We start from the raw sequence: 15,223 nt of genomic DNA on the forward strand, positions 1-15,223 counted from the left end.
AAAAAAAGCCATCAATTGATGGCTTTTATCTATTTTTAAATACAAAGATTTATTGAGCGACTAACTCTCTAATAAGCAGTTGCAGCGTAAACTTGCCTCTAAACTCATTAATATCTAATACAAACGCACATTTTAAATTTTGTACATTGGCATTTGGCCATTGTTTGATATCTACATTAAAAGCAATGCCATCAATTAAAAATCCGGTTTGATGTTTTAATACCAATTTAAGATGCTTTTCGCCTACTATACGTTGTTGTACTATTTCAAAAACATGTTCAAACACTGGTTCAGGGAACTCTTGCCCCCAAGGACCAGCTTGTTTTAAGTATTGGGCAAAGTCTAATGTAAAGTAGCCACCAGGTAGTTCACCATCTGTAAATACAATGCTTTCTCTTAAATCATCTGTGAGTTTATCGCTTACTGCTTTTACAAATATCTTCTCAAACTTTTCAAAATCAGCTTGTTTAATTGATAATCCAGCCGCCATAGCATGGCCACCAAATTTTGGAATTAAACCTGGGTTTGCAGTACTTATTGATTCTAAAATATCTCGAATATGTAAACCTGGAATTGAGCGACACGACCCTTTTATTTCAGGTTCACCTTCACTGCTATCACCACATGCGAATATAATTGTCGGTCTATGATATTTTTCTTTTAAGCGTCCAGCTAAAATACCGATCACACCTTGATGCCAATCATCTTGAAATAAGCACACTGCATCTGGTACTTGCTCATCTGTTTTACATAATTTATCTAAAACAGCTTGTGCTTCGACTTGCATACTTTGCTCTATCTCTCGGCGCTCAACATTTAATGCATCAAGTTCACCTGCGAGCCTTCTCGCATTATTAATATCAGGACTTAATAAACAAGCTATGCCTAAACTCATATCATCTAAGCGCCCCGCTGCATTAAGCCTAGGAGCAAGTGAAAAGCCAAAATCAGAGGCTGATAATCTTGCTTGATTGCGATTTGAGACTTCTATCAGTGCTTCGATGCCCGGACGAGTTACCCCATTTTTGATCCTAGCTAAACCTTGATGTACTAAAGTACGATTATTTGCATCTAATGGCACAACATCAGCAACGGTACCTAATGCCACCAAATCTAATAAACTGGCTACATTGGGTGGTGTTTGATTATTTAACTCAAACCAATTTTTTTCTCGTAATTCACTTCTCAGTGCCAATAATAGATAAAAAGCAACACCTACTCCAGCAAGCGCTGTTGAAGGGAAATCACAATCAACTTGGTTAGGGTTTACAATTGCATCGGCTTTAGGTAGTTCACTACCAGGTAAATGGTGATCAGTAACAATCACTTTTATGCCAGCCGCTTTTACAATATCAACACCTGCAATACATGAAATGCCATTATCAACGGTAATTAATAGATCTGGCGCCATCTTCACAACTTCTTGAGCCAGTGCAGGGCTTAAGCCATAGCCAAAATCAAATCGGTTTGGTACTAAATAATCGACATGAGAAAAACCAAACATGGGTAAACCACTCATTAAAGTAGCTGTACTTGTTGCGCCATCAGCATCAAAATCACCCACTATCAGAATTTTACTTTGGCTCTCTAAGGCTTTTACTAAAACATTGCTTGCTTGTTCAATGCCCTTTAATAGTTTAAAACTATGTAAGGTCGCAGCGCTATTATCTAGCTCTTCATTTTGCTTTACACCACGAGAAGCATAAATCTGTTTAATAATCGGATCTAAATCTTGTGGTAAATGTGCGTCTTTGACACGTTCTCTGCTAATTATTTGTTTTTGCATAATATTCTTTTTATAAAATTCTGATATAAAAAAAGGCCTTTCGGCCTTCTTTTAAAACAAGTGAACACTTAGTTCATTTGTTCTAAACGTTGCTTTAATGCAGCAGCTGGTTGGTAACCAGGAATTAAAGTACCATCATCAAAAATAATTGCTGGCGTACCATTTATGCCAAAGCTTTGACCTAACTGATAATGCTCTGCAACAGGTGCCGTACAGCTTTGTACATCAGCTACATCTGTACCTGACTTTGCATCTGTCATCGCTTTTAATTGATCGTCAGCACACCATACATTCATTAAATCAGTGTAACCTTCGCTTCTAACACCGCCTCTTGGAAATGCCATATAACGCACTGTAATGCCAGCATCTAGGTAATCTTCTAACTCACGGTGTAATTTACGACAGTAACCACACGTAATATCTGTAAATACAGTAATTTGATGTTTTTCTTCCGGTGCTTTATAAACAATCATAGAGTCAGCATATTTTGCAACGCCTTCTTTACGAACACCATTCAGTGCTTTTTCAGTTAAGTTTTCACGGTTTTCAATATCAATTAATGTACCTTGTAATAAGTACTGACCACTATCACTGGCGTACATCACACCTTTATCAGTAATTAATTCTTTTAAACCTAAGATAGGGCTAGGTTTAATATCTTTTACAACTAAACCAAGTTGAGAAAATTTTTCAACAATAGGATTTGTTTTAGATACTTCGTCTGAACTTATTGTATTTGGCGCAGAGGCAATACTCGTTAACGGTGTTAACGTCAGAGAAAAGGCCAATGTAGCTAATAATTTTTTCATTCTTTAATCTCTTTTCTATCTAAATATTTCATCTATCTATAAGACCCAGTATATCTGAGAATAATTCCCACGACTAGTAACTATATTTTTAAGCCCTAGGATGATGTTCTTGATGAATTGACTTTAATCTCTCATTTGCAACATGGGTGTATATTTGCGTTGTTGATAAATCGCTATGGCCTAACATCATTTGTACTACACGCAAATCAGCACCATGGTTAATTAAGTGCGTAGCAAATGCGTGTCGCATAGTATGTGGTGAAAGATCACTTTGTATATCAGCCACTAAAGCATAATGTTTAATTCTGTGCCAAAAAGTTTGTCGTGTCATACCTGTGCCACGTTTTGATGGAAAAACAAAATCTGTAGCATGTTTAATTAGCGCTAACCTTCCTTTAGATATAAATAGCTCCAACCAATACATGGCTTCTTCACCTAAAGGCACCAATCTTTCTTTATTTCCTTTACCTTTTACAAAAACCACTGCTTGCCTTAAATTAACTTGCTCCATTCTAAGGCCCACTAATTCACTTACCCTCAGACCTGAAGCATATAAAACTTCAAGCATGGCTTTATCTCTGAGCCCCATAGGCTCTGCCACATTTGGGCTAGCTAATAAGCTTTCAACTTCCTCCTCAGATAACGTTTTAGGCAAATTTTGAGATGCTTTTGGTTGCCCAATATGTGCCATAGGTGTAATTTCTAAACGTTTTTCTCGTACAAAATACTGATAAAACCTTTTTAATGCACTTATAGTCCGTGCAGTACTTCTAGATTTAAAACCATTATCTTGACGATAAGCTAAATAGGATTGCACATCTAATTGATCTATCACTAATAACGCTTTGGGCGCTATAAAATCCGCAAACTTATTAATATCAGTACGATATGCACTGAGGGTGTTTTCACTTAGACCTTGCTCTAACCATATTGCATCTAAAAAATCTTCTAACAATTCTCTATTAATAGCAGGCTGCTTAACTTGTTCGCTCAAGTGAGTTCCTTTTATTGTTCTTTTTAAGGTAAAATGCTCAGCCAATATAATAGCAACCAACTAAGAAGTAATAAACATCATGAAAATTGGTTTATTTTACGGCTCTACAACCTGTTATACAGAAATTGCAGCTGAAAAAATACGTGATATTTTAGGCGAAGACTTATTAACTCTGCACAATATAAAAGATGAGCCGTTAAAAGGCGCCGAACAATATGATTTTATTATATTTGGCATTTCAACTTGGGATTATGGTGAATTACAAGAAGACTGGGAATCTCAATGGCAAGACGTTGAAGCCTTAGATCTAAATGATAAAACAGTTGCTATCTACGGAATGGGCGATCAAGTAGGGTATACCGATTGGTTCCAAGATGCTGTAGGTATGTTACATGATAAAATTGCTAATCAAAAAGTCAATCGCATTGGTTTTTGGCCAAATACCCCTGATTATGAATTTGAAGCATCTAAGGCTTTAACTGATGATGGCAGCCACTTTGTTGGTTTAGCGCTCGATGAAGACAGCCAATATGATTTAACAGATGAACGCATGGCGACTTGGGTTGAACAAATTCTAGTAGAGTATCAAGACTCTCTTTAATTTAAGCTTTGGATCAGGGAAAGCTCTTGAGTCTCAAAATCTTTAATTAAGCTATTTACAGCCTTGATCATATCAGGATGAGTTAAGGCTTGTATTAATTGCTTATGTACTAAATCAGAACTTGTTTTTGATAATGCTAAATATAACCCTAGTTTACGAGTATTAGATGCTTTAAACGCCCCTAGCCTTTGAAGCTCATCTAAATCGCTTCCTAACTCAGCTAACTTGCCATGCACACCAAAAACACTGCCAACGTACCTTTGTACATGACCTTTTAATAAAGCCTCTAATGCTTGTTGAGAGTCTAAAAATTCATATACATTTTTTGGTTTATAATAACGTTTTAAAATTTCAGCCTTGTGGGAGTTTCTTTCCATCGCCACTAAAATCCTTTTTGGGTCTATCATATTCGCTTTTTTCCAAATATATTGTTCTCCACGATATACTTGCTTTAGCCATATAAAGTTTTGCTCTCTATTTGAAGTTCTAGAAATAGATAAAATCAAACGATTAGGTTTAAGTGCTTCTTTTTGAATTATTCGAGCCCAAGGCAAGGCCTCAAATTGAATATCTAAGTCCTCATATTTATGTAGTTTTTGAGCAAAATCAAAGACAGGACCATAACCAGTACCATTTGCTCTTACCATTTGAAATGGTGGGTTATGCTCAAATACAACAATCAATTTCTCCGCGTTTAAGGGCAAGCAAAAAGAGCCTAAAATAATGATCAATATTTTGATCATATAATCAAATAAATTTATTTTAATCACCTAAATTCATCATCAAATTTTTTACCTTACATTTTTAAATAAAAATCTTTGGTTAAATTAATAAAGTCTTTCGAGAAAGTCCCATTTTCACTAATAAACAACTCACTTTTTTCAAGAGGCATTTGAACTTTGCTGATCTCAATTAATATTCTTTTTGGTGGTTTATTATGCTTAGTGTAAACAAAAACTAATTTATTAATATATAAATTAAGCGCTTTTACTACGCTTTCTATTTCTTCTAAAACATCTGATGGTAATACTAAGGCAAGCCTGCCACGTTTATGGGTAATTTTACAAAACTGTTTAATCAAAGCTTTAAAACTTAAACTACCCGTATGGCGTGCTTTATTTCTAGACTCATCAGGACCTTTTAGGCTGTTTACAAAATATGGCGGATTTGAAACTACTAAATCGAATTTTGCATCTAATTTAAATTCATTAAAATCACCATAATATATATCTATATTTTGCCAAGGACTATTATTAAAGTTTTCAGTCGCTTGCAAAAAAGCCGAACTATCTATTTCTAAAGCAGAAATATTGACATCATTCATCGCGGATTTTTGCGCTCTTTGTTTGAGCATTAAAGCAATTAATCCCGTGCCCGTGCCGACATCAAGTATATTTTCACTATCACCTATATCTGCCCAAGAACCTAATAAAACACCATCTGTGCCTACCTTCATAGCGCAGTTATTTTGTGCTAAATAAAACTGTTTAAATTGAAAACCTGACATTTTTATTTTAGATCTACCATTTACTAAGTATAATAGCCTTATTGTCCTTTATTTATGACGCCTTATGCAATTGCAATTCGCAGATCTTGAACTAGATGAAAAACTATTAAACGCTGTTAACAAAGTTGGCTATACCGAACCAACTAAAATTCAAAAGCTTGTGATCCCTCGCGCCCTTGAAGGTCGTGATATTTTAGCTTCAGCACCAACAGGTACAGGTAAAACAGCTGCATTTTTATTATCAGCTATTCAGTTTTTAATTGATTTCCCTAGACGTGATCCAGGTTTTGCCCGCGTTTTAATTATGACCCCTACCCGTGAACTTGCTTATCAAATTCACGAACAGTGTTTATTACTAGCAGCCAATACTCACTTACAAATAGGTGTGGTAACAGGTGGTATAAACTATGGAACACATAAAGATATCTTTGAAAAAAATAACGATATCTTAATCGCAACACCCGGCAGATTAATGGATTACATGGATGGCAATAACTTTCACGCTGAAAATGTAGAACTATTAATTTTAGATGAAGCTGACCGTATGTTAGATATGGGTTTCAAAAAAGAAATGCTGCGGATCTGTGATGAAGCTGAAAATCGCAGACAATGTTTCTTATTTTCTGCAACACTTGAAGGCGATAATGTTGAGTTATTCGCAGATAAAGTATTAAAAGATCCATCATTACTTGAAGCGAAAGTTTCAACACAAGATCAAGGCCAAATCAGCCAATGGATCCACTTAGCTGATAGCCGTGAACACAAACTTAAACTACTAACACGTATTTTAACTAACGAAGCTGTTACTAAAGCCATTGTATTTGTTAAAACGAGAGAAAAATTAGAGCAGTTAGTAGGCGAGTTATTTAGCCAAGGTATTAAAACTATTTGGTTACGTGGTGAAATGCCACAAGATAAACGTATGCGCTCACTTGAAAACTTTCATTTAGGCAAAGCTGATATTCTAGTTGCGACTGATGTAGCCGCGCGTGGATTAGATGTTGCTGATGTAAGCCATGTTATTAACTATGATATGCCATATAGTCCAGACATCTACGTGCACCGTATTGGTCGTACAGGACGTGCTGGTAACGACGGTACCGCTATTTCATTAGTAGAAGCACATGATATTGCTATGGTTGGTAAAGTTGAACGCTATACTGAGCAACAGCTCAAACGTAAAAATATTAAAGGGCTTTCACCAAGACATAAAGAAGCTAAGCCACCAGCTAAAAAGAAAAAAGATCCTGTGAAAATGAAAGCTAAGAAAAAGGCTAAAAAGAAAGCAGCTAAAGCGAAGAAGTAACCTCTATAAACTCTCATGCTTTAAATATAAAAAAACCTAACTAATATGTTAGGTTTTTTTATTTTACAGAGTCAAATTAATACTTAATTGTTATTACCTTGAATTTATTCTAAAGCAATTTCAATGGCTTTATCAAAAGTTATTTCACCCTTATGTACTTTCAAACACAAATCCACCGCGTCTTTATCTGGCACAGCACCTGACGCTCTAACTGCATCCATTGCATTCAATATACTTTGGGGAAGCAATCCATCTTCAATATTTATAATGCTGCTAACAGGAGTAAGTGGGGGCTTTCTAAAATATGACATTATAGACACCGCTGCATTCATTTGAAATTCATTAAAAGCACTTTCATTAAATCCCTTTGATAGTGGATTCATAAAACCATGTTGATACTGAGTATGGCTTATTTTTAATGATTCATAATGCCCTAAACTTTCCATCACATCTTTTACCTCAAAATGACTTTCACTTTGTGGAAATATAATATGAGATTTAATATTCAGCTTTATATCTAAAAAATTTCGAATTTGCGACGGGTAAAAACCAATAAACTCACAATGCTTATCTGACTTAAAACCATCCAGTGCGCGCCAAATCGCACTTGCTCCCGCACTAAAACCTACAATGTATACATCATCGTTTTTATTAGATTCAATCTCTTTTTTGATAAGTGATAAATAATGCTCATGACCACCTAAACTCAAATACTTTTCATATGCCTGAGTATCATTGTCAAATTCAAAGGTTTGACCTTGATATGGATCGACTAATACCAATTCGATATCTTGGTTTATCATTTTATCTAACATTGACTTTTGAGTATTGGCATATTGCTGAAACTCAGTTGTACAACCAAAAATGTCAGGAACAAGTATTAGTTTCATTACATCACCTCTAAAATTAATTGTGCTCTATATTACTTGAACTGCTCAGCGCGAAGAAATACAGGTTCATTTTCTTTCGCCGTCATTTCAGGGCTAAAATAATAACCTGCTGAATCAAATTTCTTTAAATCTTCAACAGTTTTAATTTTATTTTCCATAATATAACGTGTCATTAAACCACGTGCTTTTTTAGCGTAAAAGCTGATCACTTTATATTGACCATTTTTACAGTCTTTAAAAATAGGTGCAATTATTTGACCTTTTAATGCTTTTTTATCTACCGCTTTAAAATACTCATTGGATGCTAAATTAACTAAAGTATCTGTACCTTGTTGCTCAAAAAGAGCATTTAATTTTTCAGCAATTAACTTACCCCAAAATTGATATAGGTTTGTGCCGCGCGGATTTTCAAGCTTAGTGCCCATTTCTAAACGATAAGCTTGCATTAAATCTAACGGTTTTAAAATACCGTATAAGCCAGATAAAATACGTAAATTATCTTGAGTATATTCAAGCGTATCTTCATCTAAACTTGTTGCATCTAAGCCTGTGTATACGTCGCCATTAAATGCAAAAATTGCCTGCTTAGCATTCTGGATATTAAAAGGTTGTGACCATTGTGCAAATCTAGCAGCATTCAAACCCGCCAGCTTATCGCTTATTTTCATTAAGCTGCCAATGTCTTGAGGCGCAAGCGATCTACACACTTCAATCAACTCTTGGCTATGTGTTAATAATTCTGGATTTGAATGTTTTTCAAACGCTACTGGTGTTTCATAATCTAGGTTTTTAGCAGGGGAAATTACAGTGATCATATTAAACCTTATATATATTCGCTGCAAAAGCGGATATGTATTGACTTGTATTTAGAATAATGACAATTTCATCATTAAACGCGAACAAAATCACGTGTTTTATTAACTTGCCTTCAGTTAAATTAATTTTTCGTTTTTTTAAGCGGACAATTGACCTGTTAGTGACCTGTAACTTAAGTGCAATATTAGGCATGTATATTCAAAGTGTATTCTTTTTGGAATGAGGAATAAAAAATGACAGCAGTATTAGCGGCATTAAAAGCCCAATCAACAATCGTAGCCGATACCGGCGATATTGAAGCAATTAAACAGCATAAACCACAAGATGCGACTACAAACCCATCTTTATTATTAAAAGCCAGTGAAATTCCGGCTTATCAAACCTATTTAAAACAAGCTTGGCAGTTTGCAAAAGAATGTGAATCTGACACAGATAAACAATTAAGCCTAGCATGTGATTATTTTGCTGTATTAATTGGTAAAGAAATTACTGAAGTTGTTCCAGGATATATTTCTACAGAAGTAGATGCGCGCCTTTCTTTTGATACAGAGGCGACAATCGCAAAGGCTAAAACATTATTATCTTTATACGAAAAAATAGGCGTATCAAAAGATAAAATTCTAATTAAAATTGCATCTACTTGGGAAGGTATAAAAGCCGCTGAAGTATTAGAGAAAGAAGGCATAAAATGTAATTTGACGCTACTTTTCAGTGAAGCACAAGCACGCGCTTGTGCTGATGCTAATGTATTTTTAATCTCTCCATTTGTTGGTCGTATTTTAGATTGGCATGTTGCGAACGGCATGGAAAAACCAACAGATCCACTACAAGATCCAGGAGTACAATCTGTACGTAGCATCTACAGCTTTTATAAAAGCCATGGTTACGAAACAGTTGTTATGGGCGCAAGCTTCAGAAACACAGGTGAAATCTTAGCGCTTACAGGTTGTGATAGATTAACAATCGCGCCAACACTATTAGATGAATTAGCAACATTAAAAGATGTACCTAACTACACTTTAGAAAAACCAACTGAAATTTCAGCTAAACCGGCACCATTAACACAAAGCGAATTCCGTTGGTTACATAACGAAGATCCTATGGCGACAGAAAAGCTAGCTGATGGCATTAGTCAATTTGCTAAAGCGCAAGTTGAACTAGAAAAAAGATTCAGTGAGTTAAAGCTATAGTTTCTTAACCCGTTATACCAATTCTATTCATATAGGTTCATATCTTAAATTGAATTGGTATTAATTAAACGAAGAGAAATACATGATTCAAAACAGCAAGGACGTCTGCGTATTTAATGCGCTTGAAACTGCTGCTACTGAAATAAAAAAGCGTCATTTAATGACAATTTTTTCTGAGCAGCCAAATAGAGCACATACCTACAGTCTACAATTTGATTCATTTTATTTAGACTATTCAAAGCAAGCAATCAACGATAATGCATTTAAAGCATTGATCAATTTCGCCAAACATCAAAAGCTAGAAGCAAAACGCGATGCGATGTTTCAAGGTGATAAAATAAATCATACAGAAGAGCGCTCAGTACTACATACCGCACTGAGAGACTCTAGCCAAATAATTTCAAAATTCCCCGATATCGCTAAAGAAATAGAGTCAACAAAAGTAAAAATGCTAAATTTTGTTGATTTAGTCAGATCACAGCAGCATTTGGGTCATACAGAAAAAGCCATCACCGATGTAATAAGTATCGGCATAGGTGGATCTTTTTTTGGCCCTAAAATGTTACAAAGTGCTTTAGTTAAAAATGCCTGTAATAAAATAAAAGTACATTATTTAGCAAATATAGATGGCGACCAAATCGCTCAAGTACTTCATAATCTTAATCCTGAAACGTGTTTAGTGGTGGTTGCGTCTAAATCATGGACAACAGCAGAAACACAATTAAATGCTCAATCAGTTTTAAAATGGTTTCAAGATGCACTGCCTCAAAAGCAAGCAATACAAAAACATTGGGTTGCGTTAACAGCAAAACCTGAGCAAGCACAAGAATTTGGTATCGCAGAGCCAATGATTTTTCCTATGTGGGATTTTGTAGGTGGCCGATACTCAGTTTGGTCAACCATAGGATTGCCATTAGCTTTAAGCATAGGTTCAAAAGCTTTTACTCAAGTGCTTGAAGGTGCTGCATCTATAGATAAACACTTCTTAGAAGCGCCTTTAGATAAAAATATGCCGGTGATTATGGCTTTATTAGGTTATTGGCAACAAGAATATTTTGGTCTCAATAACTTAATGGTTTTACCTTATAGTCATAGTTTAAAAAGTTTACCTGCTTACCTTCAACAGCTCGATATGGAAAGTAATGGCAAAGCTGTTAATAGCCAAGGCGATAACATAACAAATTCAGGGCCTATTCTTTGGGGTGCTGAGGGTACAAACTGTCAACATTCATTTATGCAGCTTTTTCATCAAGGCACACAATCAGGCATGATAGATTTTATTTTACCTGCAAAAGGCCATGACACATATCCTGAACAACATAAACTCATGGTGGCAAACTGTTTAGCGCAAGCACAAGCTTTATTACAAGGAAAAACGCTCACTCAAGCTAAAACTGAATTACTTGATTCTGGCCTAAATGAAGAACAAGCTGAAAATTTAGCAAAACATAAAACTATGCCAGGCAATACAAGTTCAAATATGCTGATTATTGATGATATTACACCTCATAGCATGGGCGCATTACTTGCTTTGTACGAACATAAAGTATTTTGTCAGGGCATTTTATTCGATGTAAATAGCTTTGATCAATGGGGTGTAGAGCTAGGTAAATCACTCGGAAAGAACCTACTTATCAGCATGAATACTGGCAATATAGAGAATTTAGACCCTTCAACCGCTAAACTTTTAGAATATATAAATATAAACTAATAAAAACAATACACTAGCAAACTTAAAATTAACTTTTAAGTTTGCTACCTTATTAAAGCCTTGTCGTAGATCAAAAAATGTAACAATTCAATCACGCTATTTTCATATAATCGTTTCAAAATCACTCACTGTATGATATATATGCACTGTGCTTTATTTTCGGACTATTTAATTCTTTTTTATACAAAAATTGAATTAAAAACGTCCTAGGATAAGTAATTCCAAGGTAAATAAAAAGGAGTGACCATGGATAGTCTAGATAATGTGACAATTTTAGAAAGTGCACAGCCAAAAACAAAAACAACTAAGCAAAATAAAAAACTTAAATGGCGTGAAATAGAAGCATATAAGGATAAGCAACTCTTAGAAAAAGAACTGGAAGACTTAGATTGGTCTTTCGATTTGGATTAAACCCCACTTTAAAATAAATTTTAAAAGGCTCCTAATAGGAGCCTTTTTTATTTTGAAAATGCTATTTAGGAAATCGCATTCGCTGGTAAATGCCAATTAATTTCAGTCTTGCCTTGTTGTTTTAATAAGTTATTTGTTTGTGAAAAATGCTTACAACCATAAAAACCACGGTATGCAGATAATGGCGATGGATGTACACCTTTTAATACATGGTGTTTTGTATCATCAATATTTTTACCTTTTTTATGAGCATGTGACCCCCACAGTAAAAATATAATACCTGACTTTTCTTGATTAAGTGTTTCAATCACTTTATCAGTAAATTTTTCCCAGCCTAAACTTTTATGAGAATGCGCTTTTCCCTGCTCTACAGTCAATACCGTATTTAAAAGTAATATGCCCTGCTGTGCCCAAGACTTTAAATAACCATGCTCTGGAATAATAAAACCTTCAATATCAGTGGCTAACTCTTTATACATATTCACTAAAGAAGGCGGCGTTTTAACACCAGGTAAAACTGAAAAACATAAACCATGTGCTTGCCCTTCTCCGTGATACGGATCTTGACCTAAAATCACAACCTTCACATCATCAAACTTAGTTGCATCAAATGCACTAAAAACGTCTTTATCACATGGAAAAACTGCAACACCTTCAGCTCTTCTTTGACTTACATGCTCAAATGTTTCTTTTAAATAATCTTGTTTTGATTCTGAATCGATTAGTTTTGACCAACTCATCATAATATAAATGTGCTCCGCACTTTATTTAAGGCCATTGCATGGCTAGATAAGGAATAGGCTATTAGTTTATCAGAATGTACTTATCTATCACGTTAGTTTAAGCATAAAAAACCACTCAATACAATTAAGTGGTTTTTATTATGAATTTCGTCAAGTAGTAGCTATCAATAAAACTGCGCTTTATTAAGCAAGCTTAACTAATATCGCTTCTCTTAATACACGGTAATCATTAACTAAATCTTCAGCTAAACAAGGCTGTGCGAGTGCATCTGCTAAAGGTTTTGGCATATCTAACTCTATATTTAGAATATCTTCAACGCTTTCTTTAAACTTAGCAGGATGTGCTGTTGATAAGAAAATACCAACACCATCATCTGCCATATCACGTTTTAAACCTTCATAAGCGATTGCAGTATGGGGTTCTGCGATATAGCCTTTTTGATGTACATCTGTCATTACAACTTGTGTTTGTGCCTCATCAACTGTTTGTGAATAGAAGTTATCATATGAGAACCAGTTATTATCTAACATAGTTTGTACACGTGGCCAGTTATTTGGGCGACTCACATCCATTGCATTTGATAATGATTCTTTAGTGTCTACTGGTGACCATTCTTTATTTGCAATAAAACGTGGCACGGTATCATTTTGGTTTGTTGTTGCAGATAATTTATCTACAGGTAAACCGATAACCGAACCTATCATGGCAGCACACACATTACCAAAGTTACCACTTGGTACAGAAATATGTGCTTTAGCACGTTTTTCTTTTGGTAATTGTGAAATTGCTTCAAAGTAATAACAAACTTGAGCAACTAAACGACTGATATTGATTGAGTTTGCAGAGTTTAAACCTAAACGCTCTTTTACTTCATCATCTAAGAAAGCTTGTTTAACCAGTGACTGACAATCATCAAAACAGCCATCTACAGCGTAACAGTGAATATTTTCACCTAACGTTGTAAATAACTTCTGCTGAGCGAGTGATACTTTCCCTTTAGGGTATAAGATCACAACATCAATGTTCTCTTTTTTATAAAAAGCGTGAGCAACAGCAGCACCCGTATCACCACTTGTTGCTGTTAGGATAGTTGTTTTGCCTTCTTTATTAAAAGTGGCTAAACACTCGGCCATAAAACGACCACCAAAATCTTTAAATGCTAAAGTTGGACCGTGAAAAAGCTCAAGACAATGCATATTATCTTCAACTTCAACTAGCTTCACATCGAAGTTAAAGGCATTTTTTACCATTTGTGCAACAGTATCTTTAGGTAATTCATCTCCAATTAAGTGAGATAAAATAACACTGCTTCTAGTTACAAAGTCTAAATCTAATAATGCATCAATCCCTTGAGGGAAAGAGTTTTCTATTTTCTCTAATTTAATAGGAAAAAATACACCTTGATCACGACCTAAGCCTGTTTTTACAGCTTCAACAAATGAAACCTGTTGTGAATTATCTTTTAAATTATGCAGTTTCATCTGCTTCTCCGTTTATTTCATGTGAAGCCAGTTCTCGTGTTCCAGCTTCATCTAACTGACATATATGACAAAAACCTTCATCATTAATATAATTTTTTTGTAACCAATCAGCACATGTATTTGCATCTTCGATATTTGTACACACAGCAAATAATGTTGGTCCTGCTCCTGATATGCTCATCGCCTTTGCACCTAGCTCTGGTAAAGCTTGTTTAGCCTCACTAAAACCTTTGATCAAAGGTGCGCGATGTGGCTCTGCAACTTCATCTTTCATCAATGTTAACGCTTGGTTATATTGACCAGCTTGCCCATTTGATTGTAATAGCGCAATAAAAGCAGATAAACGCTGGGCAAACTCAACACTGTGATGCATATCCAGTTGCTTAGGTAATACTGAACGTGCTTTAGATGTATTTAATGAAAAACCAGGAAAAGCAACAACATAATACCACTCTTTTGGTACTGATATTTCAATTGAACGACCAGGAATAAGTTCACCTGTTAGCTGTAGTCCACCTAAATAACATGGGCTAATATTATCGTAATGGCGACCACCGCTCACGATGGCTTCAAAGTCAGCCATTAATTCAATTAATTCATCTTGGCTTAGCTGAGTTTTTGCAAATTTATCTAATGCAGCAAAAGTTGCTACAACAGAACACGCACTTGAACCTAAACCTGAACCTATAGGTAAGTTCTTTTGTAATTCAAGCCTTACAGCTTGCATATCCGCCTTTATATTTTTCTTAAAGTGCAATAAACATAAATACGATAAGTTTTCATTAGCTTCACCCGGTAACTTATCTGCATAATCACCTGTACATACAAACTCATTCTGCTCTGATGCAGTTACTTTTACAACATCGCCTAGTAACTCGCCTGTAATAGGTTTTAATGCCGCACCTAAAGAATCAAAGCCAACTCCAAAGTTACCAATTGAAGCTGGGGCATACACATGTAAATTATTTTCTAACATG

The 15,223-nt window shown here is 35.1% G+C and carries 15 protein-coding genes; 5 read left to right on the forward strand and 10 right to left on the reverse strand.

Annotated features, from left to right (window positions below; translation table 11 throughout):
- Positions 1-49: 49 nt before the first annotated feature.
- The 3 genes from recJ to xerD form a co-directional block, all read right to left on the reverse strand.
- The gene (gene recJ, locus PSA_RS14860) at positions 50-1,786 is read right to left on the reverse strand and encodes a single-stranded-DNA-specific exonuclease RecJ (protein WP_042142465.1); all 1,737 of its coding nucleotides are present in this window, start codon (positions 1,784-1,786) and stop codon (positions 50-52) included.
- 68 nt (positions 1,787-1,854) lie between these two features.
- Positions 1,855-2,595, reverse strand: a complete 741-nt coding sequence (gene dsbC / locus PSA_RS14865) for a bifunctional protein-disulfide isomerase/oxidoreductase DsbC (RefSeq protein WP_042142467.1) — start codon at positions 2,593-2,595, stop codon at positions 1,855-1,857.
- 88 nt (positions 2,596-2,683) lie between these two features.
- Complete coding sequence (xerD, locus tag PSA_RS14870; RefSeq protein ID WP_042142468.1) at positions 2,684-3,589, reverse strand: site-specific tyrosine recombinase XerD; 906 nt, start codon at positions 3,587-3,589, stop codon at positions 2,684-2,686.
- A 79-nt stretch (positions 3,590-3,668) separates the two neighbouring features.
- Between xerD and fldB the strand changes: the two genes are divergently transcribed.
- A complete protein-coding gene (gene fldB / locus PSA_RS14875) occupies positions 3,669-4,190 on the forward strand; it encodes a flavodoxin FldB (RefSeq protein ID WP_042142470.1) in 522 nt (173 codons plus the stop codon).
- Here fldB and PSA_RS14880 read toward each other — a convergent pair.
- Together PSA_RS14880 and PSA_RS14885 are read right to left on the reverse strand one after the other, a co-directional pair.
- Positions 4,187-4,894 (reverse strand): ABC transporter substrate-binding protein, encoded by a 708-nt coding sequence (locus PSA_RS14880; RefSeq protein WP_193216483.1) that lies wholly within the window; start codon positions 4,892-4,894, stop codon positions 4,187-4,189. The two genes, fldB and PSA_RS14880, sit on opposite strands and share 4 nt — an antisense overlap.
- A gap of 92 nt (positions 4,895-4,986) precedes the next feature.
- Entirely contained in the window at positions 4,987-5,697 is a 711-nt protein-coding gene (locus tag PSA_RS14885; protein WP_042142474.1) for a tRNA1(Val) (adenine(37)-N6)-methyltransferase, read from the reverse strand.
- Between the two features lie 64 nt (positions 5,698-5,761).
- Between PSA_RS14885 and srmB the strand changes: the two genes are divergently transcribed.
- Entirely contained in the window at positions 5,762-7,003 is a 1,242-nt protein-coding gene (gene srmB, locus PSA_RS14890) for an ATP-dependent RNA helicase SrmB (protein WP_371257810.1), read from the forward strand.
- 104 nt (positions 7,004-7,107) lie between these two features.
- Here the strand turns inward: srmB and PSA_RS14895 are convergent, their stop codons facing one another.
- Together PSA_RS14895 and yaaA are read right to left on the reverse strand one after the other, a co-directional pair.
- Positions 7,108-7,893: a hypothetical protein gene (locus PSA_RS14895; RefSeq protein ID WP_042142476.1), complete on the reverse strand. Its 786-nt coding sequence runs from the start codon at positions 7,891-7,893 to the stop codon at positions 7,108-7,110.
- Positions 7,894-7,925: 32 nt separating this feature from the next.
- A complete protein-coding gene (yaaA, locus tag PSA_RS14900; RefSeq protein ID WP_042142478.1) occupies positions 7,926-8,708 on the reverse strand; it encodes a peroxide stress protein YaaA in 783 nt (260 codons plus the stop codon).
- 234 nt (positions 8,709-8,942) lie between these two features.
- On the opposite strand from yaaA, the gene tal reads away from it, so the two are divergent.
- From tal to PSA_RS24650, 3 genes are all read left to right on the forward strand, one after another.
- Positions 8,943-9,899 (forward strand): transaldolase, encoded by a 957-nt coding sequence (gene tal, locus PSA_RS14910; protein ID WP_042142483.1) that lies wholly within the window; start codon positions 8,943-8,945, stop codon positions 9,897-9,899.
- 82 nt (positions 9,900-9,981) lie between these two features.
- Entirely contained in the window at positions 9,982-11,610 is a 1,629-nt protein-coding gene (gene pgi, locus PSA_RS14915; protein WP_042142484.1) for a glucose-6-phosphate isomerase, read from the forward strand.
- 246 nt (positions 11,611-11,856) lie between these two features.
- Positions 11,857-12,021: a DUF3545 family protein gene (locus PSA_RS24650; RefSeq protein WP_082305740.1), complete on the forward strand. Its 165-nt coding sequence runs from the start codon at positions 11,857-11,859 to the stop codon at positions 12,019-12,021.
- Positions 12,022-12,086: 65 nt separating this feature from the next.
- On the opposite strand, the gene ung is transcribed toward PSA_RS24650, so the two are convergent.
- From ung to thrB, 3 genes are all read right to left on the reverse strand, one after another.
- Positions 12,087-12,764: a uracil-DNA glycosylase gene (gene ung, locus PSA_RS14920; protein ID WP_042142485.1), complete on the reverse strand. Its 678-nt coding sequence runs from the start codon at positions 12,762-12,764 to the stop codon at positions 12,087-12,089.
- A 183-nt stretch (positions 12,765-12,947) separates the two neighbouring features.
- A complete protein-coding gene (thrC, locus tag PSA_RS14925; RefSeq protein ID WP_042142486.1) occupies positions 12,948-14,246 on the reverse strand; it encodes a threonine synthase in 1,299 nt (432 codons plus the stop codon).
- On the reverse strand, positions 14,233-15,222 hold the full coding sequence (gene thrB, locus PSA_RS14930; RefSeq protein WP_042142487.1) for a homoserine kinase: 990 nt from the start codon (positions 15,220-15,222) through the stop codon (positions 14,233-14,235). Before thrB ends, thrC begins: the two co-directional genes overlap by 14 nt.
- Position 15,223 lies beyond the last annotated feature (1 nt).

The organism is Pseudoalteromonas sp. '520P1 No. 423' (genome assembly GCF_001269985.1).
Taxonomy (GTDB): Bacteria; Pseudomonadota; Gammaproteobacteria; order Enterobacterales; family Alteromonadaceae; genus Pseudoalteromonas.